The 25,365-nt window shown below is 55.3% G+C and carries 37 protein-coding genes; 6 read left to right on the forward strand and 31 right to left on the reverse strand.

What is annotated here, in order from left to right; all coding sequences use genetic code 11:
* Positions 1 to 97 precede the first annotated feature (97 nt).
* From yjjJ to CAter10_RS22395, 3 genes are all read left to right on the forward strand, one after another.
* Positions 98 to 1,459 (forward strand): type II toxin-antitoxin system HipA family toxin YjjJ, encoded by a 1,362-nt coding sequence (gene yjjJ / locus CAter10_RS10800; RefSeq protein WP_061533409.1) that lies wholly within the window; start codon positions 98 to 100, stop codon positions 1,457 to 1,459.
* Between the two features lie 377 nt (positions 1,460 to 1,836).
* Complete coding sequence (locus CAter10_RS10805) at positions 1,837 to 3,690, forward strand: hypothetical protein (RefSeq protein WP_061537198.1); 1,854 nt, start codon at positions 1,837 to 1,839, stop codon at positions 3,688 to 3,690.
* 9 nt (positions 3,691 to 3,699) lie between these two features.
* Positions 3,700 to 4,089, forward strand: coding sequence for a hypothetical protein (locus CAter10_RS22395; RefSeq protein ID WP_128083037.1), 390 nt, complete (start codon positions 3,700 to 3,702; stop codon positions 4,087 to 4,089).
* On the opposite strand, the gene CAter10_RS22400 is transcribed toward CAter10_RS22395, so the two are convergent.
* Entirely contained in the window at positions 4,086 to 4,658 is a 573-nt protein-coding gene (locus CAter10_RS22400) for a hypothetical protein (RefSeq protein WP_128083038.1), read from the reverse strand. The two genes, CAter10_RS22395 and CAter10_RS22400, sit on opposite strands and share 4 nt — an antisense overlap.
* A 207-nt stretch (positions 4,659 to 4,865) precedes the next feature.
* Entirely contained in the window at positions 4,866 to 5,081 is a 216-nt protein-coding gene (locus CAter10_RS23130) for a helix-turn-helix domain-containing protein (RefSeq protein WP_061537199.1), read from the reverse strand.
* A 240-nt stretch (positions 5,082 to 5,321) separates the two neighbouring features.
* Between CAter10_RS23130 and CAter10_RS10810 the strand changes: the two genes are divergently transcribed.
* Positions 5,322 to 5,666 carry a hypothetical protein gene (locus tag CAter10_RS10810; RefSeq protein WP_061533411.1) on the forward strand — a complete coding sequence of 115 codons (345 nt, stop codon included), beginning with the start codon at positions 5,322 to 5,324 and terminating at the stop codon, positions 5,664 to 5,666.
* Here the strand turns inward: CAter10_RS10810 and CAter10_RS10815 are convergent.
* The 24 genes from CAter10_RS10815 to CAter10_RS22410 all read right to left on the reverse strand — a co-directional run bounded on the left by CAter10_RS10815 (position 5,663) and on the right by CAter10_RS22410 (position 16,809).
* Positions 5,663 to 6,031: a DUF6232 family protein gene (locus CAter10_RS10815; RefSeq protein ID WP_061533412.1), complete on the reverse strand. Its 369-nt coding sequence runs from the start codon at positions 6,029 to 6,031 to the stop codon at positions 5,663 to 5,665. The genes CAter10_RS10810 and CAter10_RS10815 overlap by 4 nt on opposite strands.
* Before the next feature lie 51 nt (positions 6,032 to 6,082).
* Complete coding sequence (locus tag CAter10_RS10820; RefSeq protein WP_061533413.1) at positions 6,083 to 6,607, reverse strand: hypothetical protein; 525 nt, start codon at positions 6,605 to 6,607, stop codon at positions 6,083 to 6,085.
* A 67-nt stretch (positions 6,608 to 6,674) separates the two neighbouring features.
* A complete protein-coding gene (locus CAter10_RS24035; protein ID WP_257722428.1) occupies positions 6,675 to 6,809 on the reverse strand; it encodes a hypothetical protein in 135 nt (44 codons plus the stop codon).
* On the reverse strand, positions 6,806 to 7,225 hold the full coding sequence (locus CAter10_RS10825; RefSeq protein ID WP_061533414.1) for a 3TM-type holin: 420 nt from the start codon (positions 7,223 to 7,225) through the stop codon (positions 6,806 to 6,808). Before CAter10_RS10825 ends, CAter10_RS24035 begins: the two co-directional genes overlap by 4 nt.
* Positions 7,225 to 7,605 carry a hypothetical protein gene (locus CAter10_RS10830; RefSeq protein ID WP_061533415.1) on the reverse strand — a complete coding sequence of 127 codons (381 nt, stop codon included), beginning with the start codon at positions 7,603 to 7,605 and terminating at the stop codon, positions 7,225 to 7,227. Before CAter10_RS10830 ends, CAter10_RS10825 begins: the two co-directional genes overlap by 1 nt.
* A gap of 3 nt (positions 7,606 to 7,608) precedes the next feature.
* Positions 7,609 to 8,010 carry a hypothetical protein gene (locus tag CAter10_RS10835; protein WP_061533416.1) on the reverse strand — a complete coding sequence of 134 codons (402 nt, stop codon included), beginning with the start codon at positions 8,008 to 8,010 and terminating at the stop codon, positions 7,609 to 7,611.
* Positions 8,007 to 8,663 carry a glycoside hydrolase family 24 protein gene (locus tag CAter10_RS10840; protein ID WP_236905530.1) on the reverse strand — a complete coding sequence of 219 codons (657 nt, stop codon included), beginning with the start codon at positions 8,661 to 8,663 and terminating at the stop codon, positions 8,007 to 8,009. The genes CAter10_RS10835 and CAter10_RS10840 overlap by 4 nt, the downstream gene beginning before the upstream one ends.
* Before the next feature lie 13 nt (positions 8,664 to 8,676).
* Complete coding sequence (locus CAter10_RS10845) at positions 8,677 to 9,132, reverse strand: hypothetical protein (protein WP_061533417.1); 456 nt, start codon at positions 9,130 to 9,132, stop codon at positions 8,677 to 8,679.
* Between the two features lie 14 nt (positions 9,133 to 9,146).
* Positions 9,147 to 9,425 carry a hypothetical protein gene (locus tag CAter10_RS10850; protein WP_061533418.1) on the reverse strand — a complete coding sequence of 93 codons (279 nt, stop codon included), beginning with the start codon at positions 9,423 to 9,425 and terminating at the stop codon, positions 9,147 to 9,149.
* Positions 9,426 to 9,428: 3 nt separating this feature from the next.
* Positions 9,429 to 9,995, reverse strand: a complete 567-nt coding sequence (locus CAter10_RS10855; RefSeq protein ID WP_061533419.1) for a hypothetical protein — start codon at positions 9,993 to 9,995, stop codon at positions 9,429 to 9,431.
* Complete coding sequence (locus tag CAter10_RS10860; RefSeq protein ID WP_128083039.1) at positions 9,992 to 10,339, reverse strand: hypothetical protein; 348 nt, start codon at positions 10,337 to 10,339, stop codon at positions 9,992 to 9,994. Before CAter10_RS10860 ends, CAter10_RS10855 begins: the two co-directional genes overlap by 4 nt.
* 38 nt (positions 10,340 to 10,377) lie before the next feature.
* Positions 10,378 to 10,674, reverse strand: coding sequence for a hypothetical protein (locus tag CAter10_RS10865; protein ID WP_061533421.1), 297 nt, complete (start codon positions 10,672 to 10,674; stop codon positions 10,378 to 10,380).
* Positions 10,674 to 10,928: a hypothetical protein gene (locus CAter10_RS10870; protein WP_061533422.1), complete on the reverse strand. Its 255-nt coding sequence runs from the start codon at positions 10,926 to 10,928 to the stop codon at positions 10,674 to 10,676. Before CAter10_RS10870 ends, CAter10_RS10865 begins: the two co-directional genes overlap by 1 nt.
* A gap of 9 nt (positions 10,929 to 10,937) precedes the next feature.
* On the reverse strand, positions 10,938 to 11,786 hold the full coding sequence (locus CAter10_RS10875; protein WP_061533423.1) for a major capsid protein P2: 849 nt from the start codon (positions 11,784 to 11,786) through the stop codon (positions 10,938 to 10,940).
* Positions 11,787 to 11,960: 174 nt separating this feature from the next.
* A complete protein-coding gene (locus tag CAter10_RS22805; protein ID WP_164840436.1) occupies positions 11,961 to 12,101 on the reverse strand; it encodes a hypothetical protein in 141 nt (46 codons plus the stop codon).
* A gap of 9 nt (positions 12,102 to 12,110) precedes the next feature.
* Positions 12,111 to 12,809 carry a DEAD/DEAH box helicase family protein gene (locus tag CAter10_RS10880; protein WP_061533424.1) on the reverse strand — a complete coding sequence of 233 codons (699 nt, stop codon included), beginning with the start codon at positions 12,807 to 12,809 and terminating at the stop codon, positions 12,111 to 12,113.
* Complete coding sequence (locus CAter10_RS10885) at positions 12,796 to 13,254, reverse strand: hypothetical protein (RefSeq protein WP_061533425.1); 459 nt, start codon at positions 13,252 to 13,254, stop codon at positions 12,796 to 12,798. The genes CAter10_RS10880 and CAter10_RS10885 overlap by 14 nt, the downstream gene beginning before the upstream one ends.
* Positions 13,255 to 13,644: 390 nt before the next feature.
* Positions 13,645 to 13,947 carry a hypothetical protein gene (locus tag CAter10_RS10895; protein ID WP_061533427.1) on the reverse strand — a complete coding sequence of 101 codons (303 nt, stop codon included), beginning with the start codon at positions 13,945 to 13,947 and terminating at the stop codon, positions 13,645 to 13,647.
* Entirely contained in the window at positions 13,944 to 14,081 is a 138-nt protein-coding gene (locus CAter10_RS22810) for a hypothetical protein (RefSeq protein ID WP_164840437.1), read from the reverse strand. The genes CAter10_RS10895 and CAter10_RS22810 overlap by 4 nt, the downstream gene beginning before the upstream one ends.
* Positions 14,081 to 14,224 carry a hypothetical protein gene (locus CAter10_RS22815; RefSeq protein ID WP_164840438.1) on the reverse strand — a complete coding sequence of 48 codons (144 nt, stop codon included), beginning with the start codon at positions 14,222 to 14,224 and terminating at the stop codon, positions 14,081 to 14,083. Before CAter10_RS22815 ends, CAter10_RS22810 begins: the two co-directional genes overlap by 1 nt.
* Positions 14,221 to 16,002, reverse strand: coding sequence for a replication endonuclease (locus tag CAter10_RS10900; RefSeq protein WP_061533428.1), 1,782 nt, complete (start codon positions 16,000 to 16,002; stop codon positions 14,221 to 14,223). Before CAter10_RS10900 ends, CAter10_RS22815 begins: the two co-directional genes overlap by 4 nt.
* Positions 15,984 to 16,310, reverse strand: coding sequence for a hypothetical protein (locus CAter10_RS10905; RefSeq protein ID WP_061533429.1), 327 nt, complete (start codon positions 16,308 to 16,310; stop codon positions 15,984 to 15,986). Before CAter10_RS10905 ends, CAter10_RS10900 begins: the two co-directional genes overlap by 19 nt.
* Before the next feature lie 98 nt (positions 16,311 to 16,408).
* Complete coding sequence (locus tag CAter10_RS10910) at positions 16,409 to 16,633, reverse strand: hypothetical protein (RefSeq protein ID WP_061533430.1); 225 nt, start codon at positions 16,631 to 16,633, stop codon at positions 16,409 to 16,411.
* Positions 16,630 to 16,809: a hypothetical protein gene (locus tag CAter10_RS22410; protein WP_128083040.1), complete on the reverse strand. Its 180-nt coding sequence runs from the start codon at positions 16,807 to 16,809 to the stop codon at positions 16,630 to 16,632. Before CAter10_RS22410 ends, CAter10_RS10910 begins: the two co-directional genes overlap by 4 nt.
* A 228-nt stretch (positions 16,810 to 17,037) precedes the next feature.
* On the opposite strand from CAter10_RS22410, the gene CAter10_RS10915 reads away from it, so the two are divergent.
* Complete coding sequence (locus tag CAter10_RS10915) at positions 17,038 to 17,355, forward strand: transcriptional regulator (RefSeq protein WP_061533431.1); 318 nt, start codon at positions 17,038 to 17,040, stop codon at positions 17,353 to 17,355.
* 534 nt (positions 17,356 to 17,889) lie between these two features.
* Positions 17,890 to 19,608: a malate dehydrogenase (quinone) gene (mqo, locus tag CAter10_RS10920; RefSeq protein WP_061533432.1), complete on the forward strand. Its 1,719-nt coding sequence runs from the start codon at positions 17,890 to 17,892 to the stop codon at positions 19,606 to 19,608.
* Between the two features lie 176 nt (positions 19,609 to 19,784).
* Here the strand turns inward: mqo and CAter10_RS10925 are convergent, their stop codons facing one another.
* The 5 genes from CAter10_RS10925 to CAter10_RS10945 all read right to left on the reverse strand — a co-directional run bounded on the left by CAter10_RS10925 (position 19,785) and on the right by CAter10_RS10945 (position 25,345).
* Positions 19,785 to 20,969 carry a M20 aminoacylase family protein gene (locus tag CAter10_RS10925; protein WP_061533433.1) on the reverse strand — a complete coding sequence of 395 codons (1,185 nt, stop codon included), beginning with the start codon at positions 20,967 to 20,969 and terminating at the stop codon, positions 19,785 to 19,787.
* Positions 20,970 to 21,040: 71 nt separating this feature from the next.
* Positions 21,041 to 22,444, reverse strand: coding sequence for a M20 family metallopeptidase (locus CAter10_RS10930; protein WP_061535291.1), 1,404 nt, complete (start codon positions 22,442 to 22,444; stop codon positions 21,041 to 21,043).
* 89 nt (positions 22,445 to 22,533) lie between these two features.
* Positions 22,534 to 23,412: an ATP-binding cassette domain-containing protein gene (locus CAter10_RS10935; RefSeq protein ID WP_061533434.1), complete on the reverse strand. Its 879-nt coding sequence runs from the start codon at positions 23,410 to 23,412 to the stop codon at positions 22,534 to 22,536.
* Positions 23,409 to 24,398 (reverse strand): ABC transporter ATP-binding protein, encoded by a 990-nt coding sequence (locus CAter10_RS10940; protein WP_061533435.1) that lies wholly within the window; start codon positions 24,396 to 24,398, stop codon positions 23,409 to 23,411. The genes CAter10_RS10935 and CAter10_RS10940 overlap by 4 nt, the downstream gene beginning before the upstream one ends.
* Positions 24,399 to 24,448: 50 nt before the next feature.
* Positions 24,449 to 25,345, reverse strand: a complete 897-nt coding sequence (locus CAter10_RS10945) for an ABC transporter permease (RefSeq protein WP_231879271.1) — start codon at positions 25,343 to 25,345, stop codon at positions 24,449 to 24,451.
* Positions 25,346 to 25,365: the final 20 nt, after the last annotated feature.

Here is a 25,365-nt window from a genome sequence, read left to right on the forward strand (position 1 = left end):
TTCTCAAAAAACGTTACATAAATCGTTACATATATTCCACATTAATTTTCTGTTTTGTGTATCATAGATTCATGAAAAATGAGTAAAAAATCGTTACATGACAATTTCTCAAACAGTTCTCGAAACACTCCGTACGTGGGGGCGGCAGCAAGCTGGAGAGCTTTTGCGGCGCCTTGGGGTAAGTCGTCCGTCTTTGATGCGGGCGATTGCTGAGCTGGATGGGCAGGTTGTCTCGCGTGGTCGCGCGCGTCGGACTGCGTATGCCGCACGTCGATCGATTCGCGGAAGTTTGACACCATTGGTTCTTTACCGTATTGACGAGTCGGGACGGGCGCATGAGGCCGGAATGCTTGAGCCCGTTTATCGGGAAGGATGCGCGATGAGTTTCGCGGAAACTTCCCCTTGGCCGCTCGACGATGAAATGGCGGATGGCTGGTTTCGTGGGCTGCCTTATCCGTTGGGAGACATGCGGCCGCAAGGTTTCCTGGGACGTAACTTTGCACACCAGTTTGCAGCAATCCTTCAAGTAGACGAGGACGTAAAACGCTGGAGTGAAGACGATGTGCTGCATGCCTTAGCCGTGCTTGGCTGGGACCTGCCCGGCAATTACATTGTGGGTGAGCGTGCTCTGCGCCGCTTTCTGGAGGAGCAGCAAAGCGCTAGCTATTTCCTTGCTGATGATGCGATCGACACGGAATATCCGTCGCGCGCACTGCAGGCCCTGAATTTCGGAGTCGCGGATTCCTCGGCAGCCGGTGAGTTTCCTAAATTCACTGCACGTCGATTGTTAAATGAGCAACCGACTCACGTCATCGTCAAGTTTTCGGGGGGCGACGGTTCTCCGCAGGAGCAACGGTGGTCTGACTTACTGGTGTGCGAGCACCTAGCCTTGATCACTATTGCCGATACACTTCAGCTGAGCGCAGCCCAAAGCCGCATTTATCAACTGGCCGGCCGCACCTTCTACGAAGTCGACCGTTTCGACCGGCATGGTAAATTCGGTCGCTCGGGTGTATGTACTTGGCACGAGTTGAATGCCGCCTTATTTGGATTGACCGGCCCATGGTCTGAAGGCGCGGAGGCTTTGCTCAAAGAGGCGTATATTTCGGCGGAGACTGCCCGTCAGATAAACCTCTTGGAACATTTCGGTCGACTGATTGCAAACACGGATATGCACGACGGCAATCTTGCGTTCCTGCCTGGACTTACTCTGACACCTGCGTATGACATGCTACCTATGTTGTATGCTCCGCAGCGAGGCGTCGAGCTGGTCGAGCGCAAATTCGCGCCGGCCTTGCCTGTGCCGAGAGAACGTGGCGCCTGGCTCCAAGCAGCGGAAGCCGCCTTAGTGTTCTGGCGTCGGGCGGAGCGAGATGAGCGCATTAGTGAGGGATTTCGATCTATCTGCAAAGCGAATGCTGACCACATAGAACATCTGCTTGTCGTGCAACGCGACTGATTCAAAGTCACAATCGATTTGAACCGTTTGTCGGTTTACGCCGCTGCCAATGAGTAGAGTAGCTGTTTGAGTGAAATACCTTGTGCGTAGCGATTCATTGCTTGCGGGTTGCTGCACCTCAAATTTGGATACTTCATGTTGTTTTTCCCTCTAGAAAATGAAAAATACCCATGATGCTCACAATCTCATCCATTTTTTCCCAATTTCGTAAGCTTAGCATCTGTAATTACTGGTTAAGTAAGATATCAGAAATTTGAAAGCGTCAACCTAAAATTGAGAAATAGTAAATGTAATATAGTAGGGATATTAGCGCGTGGTTCATTGAGGGAAAGTAACGGTGTTCCGCCACCGCGAACAATAAAAAGAGTGAGAGAACTATGAACTTTCTTGATACAACCCTAGGACAAATGCATGTCAAATGGGCCCAATGGGCGCTAACGACTTTTTTTCTGCGCTTTCCAAAAACAAGACCCGTTCTCTATCTTGACTCATCAGCTCTATATATCTGCATAGATGATGTTGATAGCGACATTCAAAATTTGGCCTCAATTTTTGACAATGAGATACGTCCTCTGACCGCGAATATTCGACTAGTTACAATGGTTCCTTCGGGGGCTACCGAAATTACGAATCACCTGACTTTGGAGGAGGAATCTTGGCTTGCTGGTCAAGCAATAACGACTTTCAATTTGCAAAAAATTATGTCGATGTCGGTCCCCGACTTTCCGATTGGCTCTATCGATTTCGACAATACAAAGGACAAATGGATATTTAGCTCCCCATCAGATCTAAATGCAGAAGAGCGCGACCTAGTTATTAAAGCAAAAGAGAAGTTAGGTCTCCCTGGGGATTTAATCTTTTCCCAGATTGCTATTCCTCCTGAAGGAGTTCCGTTAGGAGCAAAGATTGCCTCCCTACCGCGAGAATCGCCGTTGATTCTTATTTCAGCTAGAGAAATGCGGCAATTTCCCGTTGCCATTAAAAAGATGGTTGAAAAAGATGAGGACGAATGGAGATATAGCGTTAGTAGGCGTATAGATTTAGCAAGCAAGGTGGGCGCTGGGGCAGACACATCGCACTCTTCATGCCTATTTAGTCCAGAATATGGCGGCGAATTAAAATTGTCGGAGCTACTCTCTCTTTACGATGTGATTTACTTGATGCCTTCGAAAGAGGGGAGTGATTGGATACAGGAGAACCATCTAACACTCGCAGACATGCGCATGCTATTGGAGATGGAGCGAATACGGTTAGTCTTTCCATATTCAATCGAACACTACCCATATTTATTTAGCTTGCTAGAAGATATATCTAGTGACTCAATCATCCTATCCCGATGTTTAGCGGGGAAGGTTGTCGAAAAAGTCGCACCGAAAGATCCGGTGCTATATGCGCCGCTAAGTAATTCGCAAAGAAGCCAATTGCTTAGCGCTCTTCACGGAATAGGCGACCCTTTTTCAAATGCACTTGTAAATAGCTATTCCAGGCATTTCCAAGGACAAAATGCGGCGCTTCTTCATATGGGAGCAACCGCAAGTCTTGGCTATGGGGTTGGCGCTCATATAGGTGATTTAATTCATTCACGCACTGGCAAGGATGCGCGGCTTGAGTTGAGCACTGCAGGGGCAGGCGTCGAATGGGCCATAGGGCTAGGTGCAGCATATATTCCGCGAAGCTATGGTCATGGATACGACGAAACGCATAATAGCTTGATCGTAGCAAGCTATATGTCGCGTACCAAAATGGTTCCTGCAGACCCTGTCGCGAGCCGCCTTCATACTGTTGCCGATGGCCTCTTATCTCTATCTGGAATTCCTCCTTTAGAAATAGCCAAAAATTTCAACAGCAGCGCTGCAGCACAGTTCCGACGTTATTCTGCTCGATTAGCCAACGCAACGGCAGATGTTAATGAACTGCGCGCCATTGTGACTGCTATCAACGAAGATACTTTGAAGTTTGAGAGACGATCTGATCGAATTTCACGGCTAAAAATTGACGCTCTTTTAGTGGGGATTGCTGCCAAACCATTGGGCGATCTAATTGATAACCAGATGCTGTTTGGGTCAGTAGCGGCCGCATGGATATATGAGCTTATGAAAGATAAAATTCCAAGTGCCTTCAGTGACAAACTTTCAGAGATTAGCCAAATAATTCTTAGTATTCTAACTTCTAGCTCTCCTGATGCGGTTATTGTTAGTAGAGCTCGGCAGGCGATGCATAAAAAGCTCTAAGCAATATCTATGATGACTACCTCTCAGCTACCAAAACAAGAATTACTTGCTTGGCTCTACTCCAATTCATTCCCTTGGCAAAATACCAAAATCTTGAACTGGTGTGACGTTCTCCCAGGAGGAGAGTCTGTCGAAAGATCTCCGTTTACTCTATCTCGAAAATCCGACTTGGGGCCGATAGACATGCGGTTAATTGTTGGTCAATGGGAGCACTATGCAGGACAAACATGGTTTGATGCACCAACCAATCCTCAGTACAAAGAATACAAAGTGAGGCATACGATCAAACGGTTCGATTCTGAAAGAGAGTACTACTTCAGCCAAGCAAGAAAAGATATTTACGTCGATTCAGTAGATGGGAAGTATTGGAATTCAACTGGATTGATCTGTTGTTTCTAGCAGCCTAAGCGGTACATGCGATTTCTAACGTCTAATCGTCGTGCGCGAAGTTGATCTTGCGACCAGCTAGATTGCTTTATGTTTGATGCGGAATCGATGGATTTTATTTCTTCTGCGAGATAGTAGCATTGTCCTTGGGTATTGCTGGTAAGTGCTGGTGTTGATTCGCCAGCCATTGCAACGAATCCAGGTTGTTTAATTTCGGCTTGAATGCGCGCGCGAGTGTCGGCTATAGTGTTTTTGTCCGGGCTGACGAATCCGCCGCTTGTGTCATGCATCGTCACTTGTTCAGTGTGACTTGATGTTGGGCATGGTGCGTCGGTGTAGATGGTTTTTCCTCCAGATTCGCATTTCACAATTTTCCAGGGCTGCATAGCTGTGCCGGTTGCTCGTTTTTCTGAGGCTGTTGCATAGCTCTCGTCTGAATGCGCGGACGTTTCCGGTTTCATTTCTGCGGGGGCGCGCTTGGTCGGTATCTCGTAGGTCGAGTTTGACATTAGAAAGATTCCGCCTCCTACGATGGCTGTAGCTAATGTTGCTGAGACTGCCATGCTGACTAGGTTCTTCATGATCGATCCTCAATATTGACATTGCCACTTTACAATATTATTAGTGATTATGTTGATAAGTATGCATGGCAGTGCGTAGGGCTATCCGACTCGCGTTTCTAGTAATATTTCTTTCTCGTCATTTTTGTGTGTCGTTGGATTTTCCTGTAGGGGCATCAGGAATATTTGGCCGGTGTCCTGTACCACGCCAAGTTTCTTGCGTAATGGCTAGATTCCCATCTGATGGATGATGTGGTCGTGTTCCATTCGCTGTAGGCGTAAAAGCTCCGGTACCCAAAATGGTACTTTCTTTGTGCCTTTCAGCCAGTCAGATACGGCGCGTTCGCTTCGGCGTAATCTGTGCGCTAGCTGTTTGAGTGGAATGCCTTGTGCGTAGTGGTTCATTGCTTGCGGGTTGCCGTACCTTAAATTTGGATACTTCATGTTGTTTTTCCCTCTAGAAAATGAAAAAGCCTGTTCCTTGGTAGAAACAGGCTTTTCATTATTATCTAGCCAACTAGAATTTCGTATAATTTGTATTATGTCAAATTGATGCTGCCCTGAAAAATCCCTTTATTTACATTCACTTATACAACAGTCTTAAAGAATTACATTAAGACTGCTTGCCTTTCTAGTCGTTCCCTGCATAAATTATCCTCCGAGCAACCAAGGGAGAAAAATAAGATGATTACCGCACCCCGCTATATCGGCGGCGCGCATGACTTCGATGTCATGTGCGGCCAGCTGGGCATGCAATGTGTAACGACTCTGCTTGAAGTATCACCCGCCACGGTCAGACGATGGCGCCAGGAAAACGCCAAGGTGCCACGTGCCGCCGTCCTGGCGCTGTTTTGGGAGACTCACTGGGGCCGCGCTATTGTCGACTCCCACAACGCCTACGAGCGCCAGCTGCTGCACCGACAGATTATCGGTCTCAAAAAGGAAAACGCCCGATTACGGGCGCTTTCTGAAAAACTGATGTATACGGGAGATTTCGGCGCCGCCAACGAGCCGATATTGCGCTTCTAACCTCTGTCGACAATCGCCTGATTGATCGAGTCCACAACCCCACGAACGAACTGCGAATTTTTGCTTTGCAGCGCCCGGTGTTCACCCGAGGCGCTGCTAAGAAGAATCGAATACTGCGTTTTCTGCAGCGCCAACCAAATCAGCCACGGCGCTATAAGCACCAAGTACATCCACAGCGTCGCTGTCGGCTGCGACTTGGCTATAAAAAAACCGACTATTGCCAGTATCACAGGCGCTAGTCGGTTCGGCTTTACAGTCTTCAAATTTACTGATGTTATTCCTGCCATCGCATAGGTTTGAGACTCAATAACGATCCGCGAATTTGTGACGGTCACCTTGCCGTTTGTGTAGTAAGTTTTTTCCATATTTCCCCCTGTCAAGAGATTGCATCTTAACAAAGAAAAATAGCAGTTTCGCTAAGGATTTAAAATTTCTACGCTGAACCGTTCCAGCTGGCAGCTATCCGTGCCCACCGCCAGCTGGCACGTAATCAACAACGGCTGATCTTTCGACGTATCGACCGCCGCCGTCACCACAGCTGACGCTGACACACCAAACGAATTTGCGCCGACCGGCTGCGACACCTGGCTGTTAGTCACGCCACGATTAGCCGTGTACATTTCCAGATTCAACGTTGCCGACGTTGTGTCCACGATCGTATTCAGGATGGCGCCGCCCAGCTTGACCTTGATGGTCTTGTTGTTCGCGTTGTTGGTGTGCGACTCCAACACATGCACCCTGATGGCGCCATGCGGCCCGATCGAGTTACCAGGGATAACTAGATTGGCTTGCGTGGTTTCAGCCGTGGTGCCTGTCACGTTGACCGGCACCGCCGACTGTTCCACCAGTTTGACGGTGTTGTTGCCGTAGATATTTGCCGTCACCGCGTGGGCGCTGAGAGCGGCCAGCGATACGGCAAAAGCGAGAAGCAATTTTTTCATTATTTGCTCTTCTTCCGGCGCCGGAACTGCCCGTTCGCCTTGCGTGGTGGTGTGCGCTTCTTCTTGGTCATGCTGTTTTCTCCTTTGAGGTTACGATGAAATCCATTTTTGTTTCCAGCCTGGTCAGCCGGTTTTCTGTGCGCATGAAATAGCCGAGCAATGCCACCAAATTTGCACCGCCGAGTATCAGTTCGATCGTCATTGCGCGCCCTTCACTTTCTCGATAGTGCGCAGCGTCCCCAGGCCGAGCAGGCCCAGGACCACCGGCATCATTTGCGACAGGTCGGCCAGCGGCAAATGCACCGGGTGACCGGCGGCGGCCAGCGCCCAGGTCAGCGCCGGCCCGGCCACGAAATTCCAGGCGAACGCCCCGCCGCATGTCCATCCCATGAATGGGCGCCATCCGGACTTAAACAGGCTTTCGCTTTGCGCTTCCGTGTTGTCGACGGCGATCTGCGCCAGGCGCGTTTTAAGGTCGGCATCCAGATAGGCCAGGTCGCCGTTTTGCTGCAGCGTCTGGAATGCCAGCTGCGCCTGCGCTTGTTGCGCTGGATCAGGCCAAAGCCGTTTGAACACTTCGCTGATGGCCGGAGCCAGGATTGCGGTAATTGGGTTCATTACATTTGCATGTAGTCAAAGTTGAGGCCGGTAGCGGCGTCTGACTGCGACGCCCCCGCCGGTGCCGGTACAAATTGCGCAGGACTGGCCGCGATCGACGGCGACGGCTGGCTGCTGGTCAGGTAGCTCAGGAAATCGCCAGCCGGACACGAAAACGAGGCATCCCAGGTTTTGCCGGCAGCGATATCCTGCTGGCATTGCGTCTGATTCGTGCGCGGTACGCCGAGCGCGTCACCCACGCCCAGGACGGTGCCGGTAGCCACCTGGCCCGCCGCATTAACAGCCCCCGCAGCCACACTCGCAATTGCGTTTTTTTTTAGCAGCAGGTAAGCCACGGCAGCAGCCGCGATCAGCAGATAGGCTTTGTTGATGCCGTCCATGGGTTAGAAGCCCAAAGATGTCAACGGACCAGCGCCCAGGAAGCCGAGGTCGTTATTGCCGGCGCCGGTCATGGTCAGGTCGCCGGTGCCGAGGAAGCCAGGTGTCGGAATCGCCGGCACTGCGTCGCCTACCGCGCCGGCGTTCATGTAGCCGGTAATGGCCGACGCGATCGGATCGTTTGTCATGCCGCTGGCCGTCTCCGACACGCCGGAACTGCTGCTACCCATGAAGCGCAAGGCGTTGCCGAGCAAGCCGCCCAGGAACTGGTTTGTTCCGGTGCCGGCGCTGCCTGGCATGCTGCCGGTGCCGGCTGGCCGCGCTGCTGCCTGAACCTTGTTGCTGCGCGAGTACATGAACGCGCCGCCCAGGAGCAAAACGACCATCATCAAGGAATCATCTTTCATGCGAGAGCGCCTCCTGCGCTGGTATAAGCATTTTGAAGTGTTGCGAGTGAGTTTTCGCCCTGACCGTAGCCGGCGCCTGGCAGCGATGCCCAAATGCGGCGTACCTTGCTGACGGCATCGGCAAAGCGCCCGGCCTGCACATCCGACAGCGCGCCCTTTTGCCGGATCAGTTCGGCGGCGGCGGCATCCTGCGACGCCGGCGTGAAGTCTGGCAGGCTGATGGATTGCCGCAGCTTGTTCCATGTGGTTTTTGTGATCTGGTAGGCGCCCGCCGCCGTCGACACGCAGCCCGGCCCCATGCCGGCGCCGGCGCACATCGAATCCGACAGCTTGACGCCGCCCCATCCCAGGTTTCCGGGATGGTCTGAAAAATCGGTGATCGTGAAGGCATACGCGTACACGGTCGCGTAAGGGTTGCCGGTCTTGGCGGTGCCCTCGCTGGTCTGGATCGTCTGCAAGAACGCCGCCTGGTTGGCGTCGCCTTGAGACTGGCTTACTGGGTTCATTGCATCGCTTGTCATGTTGCTGATGTCCGTAAAATTGGGTATCTGGTCTAAAACGCTGCCTGTTTGGTCATCTAAATAACTGCTGGTGTCGCCGCTCTTGTTGACGATGACATAGGCGAGAACCGCCGCAGCCAGCACAATAAGCATGTCCCGGTCCATATCAAACCGGCTCTTCGTACCATTCGAACGAGCCGGAAATATCGGTCGCCAACACGGTTTGAATCATGTTCAATCCCCAGCCTGGTGGCAACACAATCGGCTCGTAGGGACGGTAGGTAATCGGCGTGTTGGCGCTCAGATTCACCCCTAAAATCGTTGCCCCGCCAAGAGTTCCGGCATTTGCTTGTACATTGACTACGCCAACAGCAACGGCGCCGCCCCCTTTTTTTGATTGCCCGGGGCCGGCCAGCGTGGTCAACGCGGCGTTGTACAGCTTGAGCAGAATTCCACCATTTGCGCCCGATGAATAGGTCAAGGCGTCAAGGACCAGATTTTTGCCAGAGCCTGCTGGGTTCCATAGTTGCACGTGCGCGTTTTGCCCTGCTACTGGAGGACCGGAACCAAACATCATGAACGTGATGCCGCCTAAGGTACGCGCCTTGCCGCCATCGATCACCGATACGGTGCCTATTACGCGGTGGTCGAAAAACTACCGTCAGCAATTACCAGCTGGCCGACAATGGTTCCGAGGCCCAGGTTGTTCGAAATAGTCAGCCGGTCGTAGTCGATATCGAGCTTGAAGCCCTGGCCGACTTGCAAGATGACCTCGCCGCCCTTGGCGCCCGAAATCACTACCTTGATGCTGGTATCCATGCCGCCGGCGCTGGCCGATTCGTAATACAAAAACGAGCCGCGAGTTTCTACGATCGTAGAGGCATTCGGCGCCAGGTTGATAGGGTATTTTGTCATCGCTTAGCCCTTGTGCATCATCATTGCAACCGCCGCTACGCCGATGACGCCCATGCCGACCAACAGCAACGTTCGGTTTCCGGTGCTTGAGTCGGAGGCGTTTTTATAAGCGTCTGCCGCAAGTTGCGCGGTGCTGGTCGCTAGGCCCATTGTTTGCGCTGCACTGGTCAGCGAATTTGCCCCGGTCTGCTTCGCCAGGTCGAACACATCCTGAATCGTTTGCTGATTGTTTTGCGCCACGGCCTTGACCGTATCGATGGCGCCGCCGACCGAGAACTGGCCCAGGTCAATCGCCTTTGAACCAAGCGTTGTTATGCCGTCCAGCGCAGCCTTGACGCTGCCGCCGTCGGTCATGTTGATGGTGGTTGTATCGTTGCGCACCGCCAGGCTGTTGTTGCCGCTGATCGCTTGCGCGTTCTCGCTGGCGACGTTGCGCCGGTCTTGGCTTGTGACGTTGGTGGTGGTGGTCGTGACCGGGCTGGTCGTCTGCGAACTGCTGGAATCGCCGCCAAGACGCAAAGGCATCCAGGCGAAGCAACACGCGGCCTTCCAGAATTTCAAGATGCTCATAAAGTTTTTCTCATTTGGGTGAACCCGTTGTTCTCGCCAGTCACTCGATATCCGAGCGCCTGGGCTTTTTTTATCAATCCTGGCCGCTGAGTCTGGAAACCAATTTCGTCAAACTCCCGCCCTTGCTGGTCCAGCAGCGCCGCCATGACCTTAGTCAAATCGAGGCTTGCCCTCCCAGCTGCCGCCCTCACCCACAACACCGACCCTTCCGCATGCAGCACATAGGCGCCTACGATCTGGCCGGCATCGTCTTCCATCTTGATGCACACCGCGCCGGCCAGGACGCTATCGATATCGATCTGCCCTGCCCTGTCCGTCTTGGGCGTGAGCGCCGCCAGTAACACGGCCCTCACATCATCAGGCTGGCAAGGCGCGGCGTGTATCACCCGTGATGTCGCAATACCAGCAGCGCAATACCGGCCATCAGCAACAACGGCATCATGTTGCCGCCGGTGCCGAGCAATCCGCTTAACCCGCCGCCGGCGGCGGTAGGTGTTTGCGTGGACTGGTTTGCATCCTTGTTGCCGGTCGCCGATAGCGTCGAATTCGGCGAGTTTTTATTGACGATCCATCCGCTATCGTCAAAGTTGAAAGCGATGTCCAGCGGGTTCGATACCCCGCTGATGCCGTTCGCGCCGGATGGCCCGCCGCCGCCAGCGCTAGCGCTGATCGGCATCATTATTTTTTCTCCAGTACGAAGAACGCCACCAGGCCAGCAATCACCAGAAATACGAACTGGTTATGCTGCTGCACCTGTACTGCTTGCTGCGCCGTGATCGACGCGCCGCTGCCGACATTCAAGGCATTGACGGCAGCGCCGGCAATACCGTTCAGCAGAACGTCTGTGAAATTGCTTGCGCCGGAGTTGAGAGCGTCAGGCGGCAAGGTGCCCGCTGACGTATCCAACCCGAGCGCATCAGTTTGATAGCTCATAGCCCCGCCTTACAGGTTGGTGGCAGAGTCCAGCACCTCAGCAATGACGTTGACGGTCGCGCCGCCTGCATCTGTCAGATAGGCGTTGAATTCGAACGAGTCGTACACCATGCCTTGATTGGTGTTGCGGATCGTCTTGATGTGTGCGTCGTGATTGTTATCGACCAAGAAGTCACCCACGAACAAGCGCGATTGCGGGACTTTTTTGAACTGCGATTGATCGAAACGGTTGTCGATATCGAATTGATCGAAGAACACCAGGCCGTTTTTCTTGCACTCCAGACGCGACAGGTTGCCGTTCGTGGTCGCCGTGAAGTCGGTGCCGGTGTAGAACAGCCAAATACGCTTGAGCAGCGCGCCGCGCAGGGACAGCGGCAGCGTGAATTTGCCCGCGGCTGATTGCGTGAACGAGAACGGCATGTACTTCAACACCCAAGGGTTGTTTTGGGCAGTTTCCATATACACCTGGGCCGAAATCACCGGCGCCACCGCAGCGGCGTTGATGTAGATTTCGATGTATACCTCGCCGACTGGCAGCAGCGCCATCAGGTCCAGGCCACCCACTTCCTTGACTGGAAAAATAGCTTGGTCGCGCTCAGTGAAGTCCAGCAACAGATACTGCGCGTTGTCGGCGCCGTTTTTGTAGTTGTTGACCTGATTGAGCTGGGGTTCGAGCAAATCCCAGATGACACGCGGACCGACCTTGACGCGGATGCGGTCAATTTTGGTCTTGTCGAAGGTAGTACCCGACAATTTCAGCTTGACGCCGACCAGAGTAAATTCCTCTGCCGGAATGCGGAGTGTGGCGATTGCGCCTGGCGCGACGCCGACCACTTGCGATGCTGGTTTATTAAACATGATGCCCTTTTCGTTGTTCAGTTGTGAGTTGTGCGGCCAGCCCGGGGGCTGTTATTTCGGCAGGTAAGCGCCGATAACCGGAACGTTCACAGCGTTGTTGATCACCTTGGCGATGGCATACACGGCCAGGACGAATGCGGCTTGTTTCAGATGTTCTTTCACGATATTTCCTTGTTAGTTGGGTAGGTCGTAATTTTTCACCAGCGCTTTAAGCGTCGGCGAGTGCGCCACGACAAAGGCAAACAGGATCAGCGCTAGCCCGGTGGCGATCGCTTCCTGTGTGACCATTTGCAGTGATGGGAGATATTTGTTCATACGCACTCTTTATAACGACTGCCGCCCAGCTTTTGAAGGCTTGCCGCTGCCGCTAGCACTATCCCTACCCTGCCTAGGGGTAGGGGCGCTTGCGTAGGGGTTTTTTACAACACCCGGCGTTACCGTACGTGCCTTGCGGTCGAAATGCAGGTAAGACAGGTCGGGCAAATCCTCGATCTGCTTTGCCGTGATGTTCATTTTTTCGGCCATGATTTTCCGGTGCCCGAGTTCGCCCAGGTAGCCGCAATGAATCACGGTGGCGTTGCCGAGGAAGGCCTTGTCGATCTGCGCGGGGAACTGGGAGGCGGCGATCAGGTGCAGACCATCATGCCGGCCATCGTTGCAGCAATCAGCCCAGGCCGGCGGCGCGTAGCTGGGCGTGGTGTAGCGGCCCAGTTCCTCGACCACGAAAACGCAGTTCTTGGCCGCCGACACCATCCGGCATATCTCTTCAAATTCTGCCTGCCGCTCTTTTTTGGTCTTTCCCTTGGGGACGTAACGCACCTTGAACGCCGGCTTGAAGGTCGCCAGCGCCAGGTCGCGCAAGGTGTGCACCTGTTGGGCAAAGTCGCCGTTTTCGTCCTTGGTGTCGAGGATGATTAGGCGCTTTGGTTTCAGCTTGCGAAGCTGCTGCTTCATCCACAAGCCCTTGCCGCAGCCGGTCGAGCCAATGACGGCCCAAATGATGGCCTGGTTAGATGTCCCCATGGTGCCCCGGCGCCGCGATGGTTTCAGGGTTCGGCTTGTTGGCGTTTTTCTCGCGTATGGCCGCGATGTATTCGACGCCCAGCAGGTAGGCTTTGATCGTCGGCGGCAGCGCCACCAGCGCCAGCGTCAACTCGGGAGACATGAATTTGCCCACGTCCCAGCCGCGCTTAATTTCTACCGCCGTAAATGCGGCCGCAATTCCTTCCACCACGTCCGGCGTGTAGCACTCTTTGAGGAATGGTGCCGCCGGCGTGAGCATCATCAAGCCCATGTTCAGCATGTCTCGATTGCGCTCAAACGGGCTTACTTCGATGACTTCCGGCTTGTCGGCTATCGGGTTTCCCTGTTCGTCATGCGTGATGACCGGAGCGACGGCGTTGTCGACGGCGGCGGCGCCGGACAGCAAAGCGGCCTGTTCAGGCGTGAGTTTTTCCGTCGTGGTCATACCGGCACTCTTACGCCGAAGCGCATCTTATATTTTTGCTCCGGTGCCGGCACTTTTGCCGGCTCTGTTTTTTCCTCCGGTGCCGGTGCTGGCGCCGGCGTGGGCGCGACTTTTCCGACTTCGGGCGCACCATCGTGCGCAGATTGTCGCCTTGCAGCTTATTGCGTGGGAAATATTGCGCGCCGCATTCCGGGCAATGCCGGTATGGGTTCGCGCCCTCTTTGTCAAGTTTGATTTTGACATGCGCCGATTGAAAACCACATTCTGGGCAGACGCACCGCCCAAGCATTTCGCTTGCCATATGAAACCCCTTTTACGGGAGCCGGTAAGCCCCCGCCAGTTGGAGAGTGACGGCGCCTTGTGAGCGCCGCCCTTCTTTGAAAAACGTTGTTACAGCGCCGGGTTGCTGGCGCCAGGAACAGGCACAGCCGGTGCAAATGGTGCCGGCGCCGTATTCGAAATCAACTTTGCCACCGCATCTTGCAGGCTTGCCACCGATGCCGCAATTGCGTCCAGCTTGCCATCGGCCACTACGGTTTGCACCACAGTTGCCGGCGCCGTATCGGGCGCATCGATCAGCTTTTGCAGTTCCACTTTTTGCATGCGGAAATTGACCAGCCCTTCGTCGCGGACTTGGTAGTTGTCTTCGATGCTGTTCAACGCCAGCAATACGCCGGCAAGAATATCTTTCATTTTTGTTTCTCCTTTAGTTCATCAAGTGTTTTGCACATGTCGAGGATCAACTCGATAAATGCGATGGGTAAAAACGTTTTGACCATGCCGGTCAGGTTTGCTACGACCTTGAGGCCGCGTTCGTGAAAACTCATTATTTCTCTCTATGGAGTTGGCGCAATTTCCCCCAGGTGCCGCCGAGGAAATCTTGCATTGGATTGGTCGGCCAGATCGATTCGATCAGCTGCACGATGATTTTTTTGCGTGGGTACGCCACGCCGTTCTGGTGCCGGATCATTCTTTGCCTTTCAGGTATCGGAGGTGCGCGCCAGGGTCTGGTTTTCTGTGCCGCTGGAATTTTTCGATGTCTTCCGCTGGCATTTTTAGCGGAGTCTCTGCCGTCTTCCACTCTGCCGACCATTCGGCAGAAAAAATTTTTGAATTTTTGAGATTTTCGCGGGCCTCTTTTGACACTGGCTCGAATTCATCCGCACACTTATTTACACGAGTCCAAGGAACGGCAACGGCAACCCCGCCGCCCTCTTTGACGGTCCACTGGTAGCGCACGGACTCATAGACGGCGAACGGCTGCGCCGCGAAGTACACGCCGCACGGCTTTTCCGCGTTTGTGGCTCCATAACGGCCATCAATTGCCGTATCCCTAGTCGCAATCCTGATCGCGGCGCCACGGCCCACCAGCGGCCCGCCCTGCGCTCTCACGTATTCGGCGTAATCTGCCCGCTTCGCTATCATCGGATCGTCCGACTTGATCGTCTGGCAGGCCAGCCACGCGGCCTTGATCGGCGCCGGCGCTTTCCTGATGGTTTCCTCTTGGACGCGGCGCATTTCGCGCCACACGCCGACCGGCGCGCCGCCGATCTGCTGAAATTGCCGGATGTTCCAGACCTGCGACCAGTACGTGACGCGCTGACTGGGCGTCAGCTCGAGATTGCCGAATACATCGGGCACCAGCGTGTAGGTGCGCCCGTTCTCGAATGTCTTGTGATCGCCTACGCCGTGGCCGTCAATGTTTTTGCATACGTACTTGACGATGTAGCCCGCCGCCGTGCCGATGGCCGTATCGATCTGCACCAGCTTGACCCGGTTTTCCTGGGCGCCCTTTTCGTCGCCATCCTCAGCCAGCGCATATTTCGTGATGATGGCCGTCATGCGCGCCTCTTGGCGCGGCTCAACGAATAGCAGCATGTGCCAATGCGGGCAACCGTCGCTATGTGGTTCGGCAATGCGGAAGCCGTAAGGCCGTATGCCGGCCTGCTTGAGCGCGTAGCGGATCAGCGACCACACCCTAACGAGATAGGCTTGCGCGTCGCGTGGCGTGGCGCCGTTGTAGTTTTTGTTCTCGCCGCCGACCGAGTGAAATTTCGAGGGGCAAGTGATCGTCCAGAACAGTGCAACGTGGCCGAGGTCGCCGGCGATTTCTTCATAGCCGCGCATGCGCAACATCAGTTCGCCGCGGCGAATCGCCTTGTTGGCCGGCCCGAGGTCAGCCAACTCAGCAACCGAGTATTCATCGGTGCCATTGGTCAGCGTGATTTTTTCTAGGAGTTTTTGAATCGCCCGGTTGTGCTGGGCCTGGCGTATCGCCGACTCGCGGCTGATGTACGGGTCGCACTTCAAGCCGGTCAGGCCCAGCTGAATCGAGACATGCTCGAAGCGCCGCGCATGCTCAATGCGCAGCTTGCGAATCCACCACGAACGATCTACCGCCCTGGCGATGATTTCCCTCGAGGTCTGCCCACATGGCAGCGGAACGCGCATGCGGTGGCACAGCAAGGCGATTCCGTCCACGATCATCCCGGTGAACTTGTAGCGTTCGACGTAGCCGAAGCATTCACGCGCCGCCCGGTCGCCGGCATTGATGAGCGCCGCTTTCAGCTGTTCGCCCTCGATATCGAGCGGTATGCTGTCGTAGTCGGTTTGCAGCTGATGAATGAGGCGGTGTTTCTTTTCCTCGCCGACGTAGCCGTCGCGGGCGAATCGCGCCGACAGCGCGGCGCCCATGCGATACGGCAAGCCGTTGACGTAAGTCTGCTGAATCACTGCACCGAACCCCATGCTTTCGGCATGTCGCCGCCCTGGGCGCAGCGCATCAGCACTTCCATATCGCGGATCAGGCGCGCCGCCGCCCGGTTGACCTTGCCGCGTTCCAACGCGTCCATGTTGCGCAGTGAGCCGGCGCCCTTGTCGGCGCCGATGCCCGCCATGTGGCAAATCATCTTGCGGGTGCGCTCATCCAACCGATTCCAGTGCGCCGCCCTCACCGCCTCTTTGTCGGTCTTGAGCAGCGCCAGCGCCTGGTCTATCGCCGCGTTGCCGGAAGCCTGCGACAACGCGCCATTTTCGGAATTCGAGACGATAGCCATGGATTACCCCTTGATGACGCCAGCAACGGAGAGGAGCGGCCCCGACATCATCAGGGTGCAGCCGAGTGCCACTACGGCCAGGTCGATGAGGAATTTTTTCATACCGTCACCAGGCCCATTTCTTCTGCCGCTTCCACCAGTGCGACGGAGAGCTGATACGCCTGTTGTGGCGTCATGCTGAATTGAAAAACCATCGAGCCGCACCGCTGGACTATCAGGACTCGCTCAGCGAAATGCTCCCCGCTTCCACCCACAAATGCCTCCATCGGGTGGACCTCTACCGCGTCGTTATTGATGCCTTTGATGGTTTGGGTAGTTTTCACTTGGCACCTCGCACGGCTGACAGCGCGTTGATGGTGTGGAAAAATTCGTCACGCACCTGGCTTGCGGTGCTGCGGCTGCTGATGAGGTCGGAAAGAAACGCAATACGTAAAATCAGCGCCTCTTCAACGCAGGCAACTTGTCCCGGCGTTAGAGATATTGTCTTTCTATCATTCATTGTGTCCCCCTAGGACTTGCGCAACCTAGGCAGAAAATCAACCGGGAGGGCTTGAGGGCCGCAGTGCCTAGGGAGCAATGAGAGAATTCCCGGTTGATGGAACGCAATATAGTCCATGCATTAGGGACTAGTCAAGGAGTTAGGAACGTTGCGAGTCTAGGGACTATGGACTATCCTACGCGTACGGATGCCTATGCCTAGGCATCACTAGCCCTAGGAGAGCTATCAATGAATACCCCTGAATACCTAGACGCGGTAAGGAAAAAACTTGGCCTGCCGTCTGATTACGCACTGCAAAAGCCGCTTGGATTGTCGAAATCTCAGTTGAGCCGCTACCGCAGCGGACTAGACACGCTCAGCGATGTTGTAGCTGTTCAAGTCGCTGAAATTTTAGATATCCCGGTCGGGAAAGTGTTGCTCGATTGCCATATCGAGCGGTCGAAAGTCCCTGCCGTTAAAGCGGCCTGGACCAGCATGATGAACACGCTTAACCATTCTTTTGAATCCCTCATCGCGTATGTTGCCCCGCGCCCTACCGCCTTTTAGGACGTGATGCGATGAGGTAAAGGGCAGCATCAAGAGTGACGGTATTTGTATTATGTAAAATCAATGCCTAAGTTAGAGATGTTCATTTCGGCCGTCGTTGGCTTGCATAAAACTGTTCCCGTTCGTTGTATAAATTTGTTCCTACCTGCCAGCGTTTGATTATTCCTAGTAATGACACGTCGATCACTTCGATCGGAGATATCAGATTTCCTTCATTGATATAGATTTACATCGTATTTGATGAGTTAAGGAGAACACACTGCACATCACTGTCACGATCGACGATGCCCTCTCCGAAACTGCACTGAAAATGGCCGATTCTTGTATGGACAAATCGGACATCTCTCTTCATTGCTGGCACGGCCAAGTTCACATCCGATCAATGTGATTGAAATTGTTTGTTTTGTGATGAGCTCGCAAATCAAGCATAATTGAGCCCCTGTTCCTCGATTGAAAGAGTTTTTTCGACATTCGGCACCGTTTTTGATTGGGGGTGCCTATCTCTTTCAATGTTACTTACGATGAAAAATTTCCATGAGTCAAGAAAATAACAAAAATACAGTAGCAAACGCTAAACGCAAGCGCTTCTCCCGACGTAAATTTATTGGAGCTGCCGTTGGCGCCGCAGCCGTATGGGGCGGCTACTCCGCCCTGTTCGGTGGCCAATTCCGTGCCGCCAAGGCGGATCGCACGGTGGACGTGCTGCTGATCGGCGGCGGCATCATGAGTGCGACGCTCGGTGTCTATCTGTCCGAGCTGGAGCCTGGCTGGACCTATGAAGTGTTCGAGCGCCTGGACAAAGTGGCGGAAGAAAGTTCTAATGGCTGGAACAACGCGGGCACCGGCCACTCGGCGCTCTGCGAACTGAATTACACCCCGATGGACGACAAGGGCGAAGTGCATATTACCCAGGCGATCGGCATCAACGAGAACTTCCAGATCTCGCGCCAATTCTGGTCGCATCAGGTGCGCAAAGGCGTTCTGGGCAATCCGCGCGAATTCATCAATTCGACACCGCACATGAATTTGGTCTTTGGGCCAGAGAACCGTGAATTCATTCGCAAGCGCGTCGCGGCCTTGAAGGCATCGCCGCTGTTCGCTGGCATGGAAATGACGACGGATCCAGCCAAGATTGCTGAATGGATTCCGATCATGATGGAGGGCCGCAAGCCGGACGAAATGGTCACCGCCACCCGTTCGCCGCTCGGCACGGATGTCAACCTAGGCTCGATTACCCGCCAGTTCTACAAGCATCTCAGCGCCAATGCGGGCGGCAAGATTACCACCGGATATGAGGTACGCTCGATCACTCGCAATGAGGATGGCTCCTGGCGTGTATCGGCTTTCGATATCAAGGATAGTTCCAAGGTTCAAACCGTTGATGCGCGCCACATCTTCATCGGCGCCGGTGGCGCCGCATTGCCGCTGCTGCAGTTGTCGGGCGTTCCTGAAGCGAAGCAATATGGCGGTTTCCCGGTAGGCGGCGAATTCCTGGTCACGGATAATCCCGCGATTACCTCGCGCCATCTGGCCAAAGTCTACGGCCTGGCGGACACGGGTTCGCCACCGATGTCGGTGCCGCATCTGGATACCCGCGTGCTGGATGGTAAAACCGTGCTGCTGTTCGGGCCGTTCGCCACCTGGTCCACCAAATTCCTCAAGAATGGATCGTATTTCGATATCGCGAAGGCAACCACGCCCTCCAATATCATCCCGCAACTTCAAGTCGGCGCCCATGAGTTTGCACTCGTCAAATATCTCGCGCAGCAATTGGAGCTGTCCAGGGAAGACAAGATGGCGGCGCTGCGCCGCTACATGCCTGATGCAAAGGACGAGGACTGGCGTTTGTGGCAAGCCGGCCAGCGTGTGCAGATCATCAAGAACATCCCCGACAAGGGCGGCGTATTGAAGCTGGGTACCGAGGTCGTGGTTTCCGAAGATCGTTCCGTGTCTGCATTGCTGGGCGCGTCACCTGGTGGCTCTACCTCGCCAGCGATCATGCTGTCACTGCTGGAGAAGGTTTTCCCCGATCGGATGAAGACACTTGCCTGGCAGAAAAAAATTCGCGAGATTGTTCCCACTTATGGACAAAAGCTCAATGAGAACCCGCAGCTGCTGGCGACGACATGGGCAAGCACCGCTGAAACGTTGCAATTGACTATCGCATCGCCAAGTTTGGAGGGCTTCGTTCAAGGGACCGCTCCCATCGAGCACCCTGGACAAGTGAAAAAAGTGCCAGATATCGCGCTATAGTGCTGCGAAGCTCAGTGTAAGCGACATCCACTTACTCCCTATCTGGTTGGCAATGGAGACGGGCGCGCACGAAGACGCCCATCTTCGGGCGCGCAGTATCAATCGCTTCGAGAGTAGGATATGGGGCGAGATCGATAGCGAAATGCCGAACATTGAAAAATGGCGGCATTTCGCAGCTAAAGGCACAAAAACCGTTCAACCAGTCTGCTCCAGTAAGCTGCGCCGACGGTGACATTTTCGTCGTTGAAATCGTAGCCAGCGTTATGCAGCATCGGTTTACCCAATCCATTCCCTAGCCGGACGAAGCAGCCGGGACGCTGTTGCAGAAAGTACGCAAAATCCTCGCTGCCGGCGATTGCTGGAAACGGCGATATCACATTTTCCGGGCCGACCAGCTCCTCAGCGACTTGCATCGCGAATGCTGTTTCCGCGTCGGAATTGACCAGCACCGGATAGCCGTGAATATACTCAATCTCGGCTTGCGCGCCGTATCCTTCGGCATGGGTCTCGATCAATGCCCGGATTCTCTGCTCTAGCAGGCTGCGTACTTGAGGTGTGAATGAACGCACGCTCATCTCCAGGGTCGCCTGCTCGGGAATCACGTTGGCGGCATGCCCGGCGTGCAACGTCCCTACGGTGACCACGGCCATCTCAGCCGGATCGACGTTGCGCGCAACAATAGTCTGCAAAGCCATCACCAGGCTGCTGGCGACTACCACAGGATCAATCGACAGATGCGGTCGGGCGGCGTGCCCTCCCCGGCCTGTGATGCAAACCTTTACCGTGTCGCAGGCGGCCATGAAAGGGCCTGAGCGAAACATGAAGGTACCGGTTGGAAAGCCGGGATGATTGTGCATGCCGAAAATCGCATCGCAGGGAAATCGTTCGAACAAGCCGTCACGCAGCATTTGCTCGGCGCCGCTGTTCGACCCGGCTTCTTCGGCCGGCTGGAAGATCAAGTTGACGATGCCATGGAAATTGCGTGTGCGGGCCAGATGTCGGGCGGCACCCAGTAGCATCGTGGTGTGCCCGTCGTGTCCGCATGCGTGCATTTTGCCATCGTGGCAACTGGCGTAGGGCAAGCCGGTTTTTTCATGGATAGGCAGGGCATCCATGTCGGCGCGGACGCCGATGCTGCGCTTGCTGTCACCGACGCTGAGCGTACCCACCAGGCCGGTGCCGCCTATGTTGCGCGTGACCGCATACCCCCATGCTTGCAACTTGGCGGCGACCAGGTCCGAGGTGTTGAATTCTTCATACGACAGTTCTGGATGCCGGTGGATATGGCGTCGAATCTCGATCAACTCGTCCTTTGCGTCGTTCAAATCCGCCAATTCACAATATTGAACTTCCTGTTTCATCGCTTGCCTCGATATTCGGTGATAGACGCAAAACCGTAAGAACGCATTGTAAACTTTCGGGCTGTGTGTCCTTATGCCCTTTGCGCATGGACTTGTCCGCCCTCTTCGGCCAGATCCCAGAACATGCCGGCCATGATCTGCAACGATTCGCGCGATACGCTGGCCAGGATATGCTCGTTGGGCGCATGTTGCGAGCATGCCGGATAGGAGTGCGGCACCCAGAGTGTTGGCAAGCCCAACACGTCGGCAAAGACATCGTTTGGCAGCGATCCGCCCAGATTCGGCAGCAATGTCGGCGCCGCACCGGTGGTGCGTTGCATCGAGGCCAGGCCCCAGCGCACCCAGGCATCGTCCGGATCCAGGCGGGTGGCCTCAAATTGGATACCGGATGGCAGCACCTCGACATCATCGTAACCATGCGCATCGAGATGATTGCGGATGTGTGTCAGGAAATTGTTACTGTCGCTGCCAACCACGTAGCGGATCTGGCAATGCGCGAAAGCATGACCGGGAATCGCATTCACTGGCGCTTCCGGATTGCCGGTCTTCATCGCCAGCACCTCCAGCGTATTCCAGCCGAATACACGTTCCGCCGGCGACAGGCCCGGCTCGCCCCAATTGCTGTCGACCTCCGGATCGCCCGCAGAACCGCCGACCTCGACACCGTCGAGCGCATCGCGCACGCTCTGAGGCAAGCTGTCCGGCAGCAGCTGAGGGACGCGGATGCATCCTTTTTCATCGATCAGGCTGGCGATCGCATTGGCCAGCCGCACGCCCGGATTGCGCAACAGGCCACCCCAGTTGCCGGAGTGATGCGCACCATCGCGCAGCTTGACGCGCAGATCGAAATTGCAACCGCCGCGCGAGCCTAGGAACATTGTCGGTTTGGCGGCAGCGACCCGTGGACCGTCAGATGCAATGAACACATCGGCCGCCAGGCGTTCGGCGTGCAGCGCACAGATTTCCTTCAGGCCGGGGGAGCCGATCTCCTCCCCCATCTCCAGGATCACTTTGACGTTGTAGCCGAGTTTTCCGTGGCGGACCGCCAGCACTTGCGCCAGCGCGGCGAAGTTGATCGTGTGCTGTGCCTTGTTGTCGGCGGCGCCGCGACCGTACCAGCGATCACCCTCGACGATGATTTCCCAGGGATTCAGGCCGCTGCGCCACTGACTGTCGTAACCACGCACGACGTCGCCGTGACCGTAGGTAAGAACGGTGAATGCCGCGCCCTGCTCAATCCGCTCGGCCAGCAGGAATGGGCTGCTTTCAGCCAGCGGATTGCCGACAATCTGGCAGCTAAAGCCCAGGGCGGTCAGTTCAGGCACGATCTGTTCTTCCAGATACGCCCGCAGGATGGGCGCGCTACCGGCTTCCTGGCTCTCGGTGCGGACCGCGACGCGGCGCGCCAGGGTTGCCTGGAATCGCCCATCGTCGAAATAGGCACTGGCCTTGGCGATCGCTTCTGTTCTGCTCATATTGTTTTCCTCGAATGACGGCAGCATCGGCGTTCAACCGATGCCGGGGTTAGATGTTTTTTGTATTCCTGTGGCACGTAGTTGTGGGTCTATTGCATCACATACGCCGGCGATTCCTGCAAGACGATGTCCGGAATGCCGAGTCCAGGTTCCGGCGATAATGCCGATGCCAGCAACATTTGCGTATAGGGATGCTGCGCCTGCGAAAATATCTTTTCGCGGGTCTCCAATTCGACGATGCTGCCCTGATGCATCACTGCGACGCGATCCACCAAATGTTCGACCACGCCTAGATCGTGACTGATGAAGAGATAGGTCAGGCCGAATTCCCGCTTCAGATCGAGCAGCAGGTTCAATATCTGCGCTTGCACCGATACATCGAGCGCCGACGTCGGCTCGTCGCAGATAAGAATGTCGGGCCGCAGAATCAACGCGCGAGCGATCGCCACGCGCTGACGCTGTCCGCCAGATAATTGATTCGGGTATTGATGATGGGTACGTTCCGGCATGCCGACCAGATCCAGCATTTCGCGCAGTTTGCTGCGTTGCTCGGCGGCGTTGCCAATGCCATGCAACTTGAGCGGGAGGCCGACGATTTGCGATACAGTTTTGCGTGGATTCAGCGACGAATACGGGTCCTGGAATATCGGCTGGATGTGGCGCGCCGCGGCCATCCGTTGTGTCGGATCGATTTCCTTGCCATTGACCAGCACATTCCCGGAACTCGGTTCCAGCAGACCCAGCAACATTTTAGCCAGCGTACTCTTGCCGCAGCCGGATTCACCAACTAGTCCCAGCGTCTCGCCGCGATACAGGCGCAGCGAGACATTGTTGACGGCTTTGATTTCACCCTCAGCCTGAAAAAAACCGCGCTTGAGTTTGAACGTCCGGCTTAGCGCACACAATTCCAGCGCAATGTCGTTGCTACCTTGTTCTTCAGCGATCCGATCTTCAGCAATCTTATTCATGCCGCCACCTCCGCACCATGCAGATGAACATTGTTGCAACGCGCATAGTGCCCTCCATCGATGACGACATTCGGCGGTATCTCCTCACAGGCATCGTGGGCCTGCGGACAACGATTGCGAAACGCGCATCCCTGCACTTGCCCGACCAGGCTCGGCACCACGCCGGGTATCGCCGCGAGGCGACTACCCGGTGGCGTCTTGCCGCGCACCGGAATACAGTTGAGCAAGCCACGCGTGTAAGGATGGCTGGGATGGGCGAACAATTGCACCACCGGCGCCGTTTCGACTATCTCGCCGGCATACATGACCGCAACCCGATCGGCGATACGCGCCACCACGCCCAGATCATGTGTGATGAAAACCACCGCGCTGCCGAATTCCTGTTGCAATTCTCTTATCATCCGCAGGATCTGCGCCTGTATCGTGACATCCAGCGCGGTAGTCGGTTCGTCGGCAATGATCAGATCCGGTTCGCACATCAGCGCCATCGCAATCATCACCCGTTGGCGTAAGCCGCCTGACAACTGATGCGGATACTGCCGCATACGGTCTTCGGCATTCTTGATTCCGGTGCGATGTAACAGGTAGATCGCCCGATCACGGGCTTCCGTGTAAGAGACGTGACGATGCTGAAGCAAGGCTTCACACAATTGATTGCCCAGCGTATAAGAAGGATTGAGCGAAGTCATCGGATCCTGGAAAATCATGGCCATGCGCTGGCCACGCAGATCCGCCATCTTGCGTTCCGGCAACTGCTGCAAATCAATGCCGTCGAAGCGGATATGAGCGGCGCTGCGTTGCGCCCTGCGCGGCAACAAGCCCATCAACGCCAGCGATGTCATCGATTTACCGCATCCCGACTCGCCGACCAGGCACAGCATCTCGCCGCGCCTGACCTGGAAATCGATACCGCGCACCGCATGCAACAAGCCATGCTCAGTCGGTAAATCCACCCGTAAGTCTTTTACATCAAGCAATATATCCATACCGGACTCCTTGTCGCGATCACGTTCTCATGTTCATTAAGGATGCCGATTCAATTGCGGCCATCGGGCGCGTTCATGTCGCGCAGGCCATCGCCGACCAGGTTGATTGCCAATACCAGCAATATCAGCGCGATGCCCGGGATCAGGATTACCCAGGGCTGGAAAAACATGTAAGCCTTGCCCTCAGCCACCATCAGGCCCCATGAAGGAGTCGGTGGCTGCACGCCAAGGCCGAGAAACGACAGCGTCGCTTCCAGCAGGATCGCGTGCGCCATTTCCAGCGTCGCCACCACGATCAGCGCGCTCATGATGTTGGGCAGTATCTCGCGCAGCAGGATGTAAGGCGTCGATGCGCCCAGCACCTGAGCCGACGCGATAAATTCGGCATTGCGCAATTGCTGGGTGGCGGAACGGGTGACCACCGCGAAGCGGTCCCACAGCAGCAGGCCCAACAGTACGATAACCACTTTGAGCGAACCGCCGACCAGCGACGCCATCGCTAGCGCCACCAGCACCACCGGCATGGCCAGCCGGGTCGTGATGATATAGCTGATCACGGCATCGACCCGGCCGCCAAAATAACCGGCTAGCACGCCTAGCGTGGTTCCTATCAAGCCCGAAATCAGCGCTGCCGAAAAGCCGATCAACAGCGACACCCGGGCGCCGAATATCAAGCGGCTCAGGTAATCGCGCCCTAGCTTGTCAGTCCCGAGCGCATGCGCCCAGCTGCCATTGGCATGCCACACCGGCGGAATCAGGCGTTGCGTGACGTCCTGGCTATAAGGATCGTGCGGCGCTATCCAGGGCGCAAACAGCGCTATCAACACGATCAGGACAAGCACCGTCGCACCCAGCGTCAAGCCATGGTGTCCAAGGATTCTGCGCAATTTACGACGCCACATCAGGGTCGGTGCCCGCGTGGTCTGCAAAGCGACAGAGGATGGCATTGCAGCCGCGGTCAATGAAG

The sequence above is a fragment of the Collimonas arenae genome (assembly GCF_001584165.1).
Taxonomy (GTDB): Bacteria; Pseudomonadota; Gammaproteobacteria; order Burkholderiales; family Burkholderiaceae_D; genus Collimonas; species Collimonas arenae.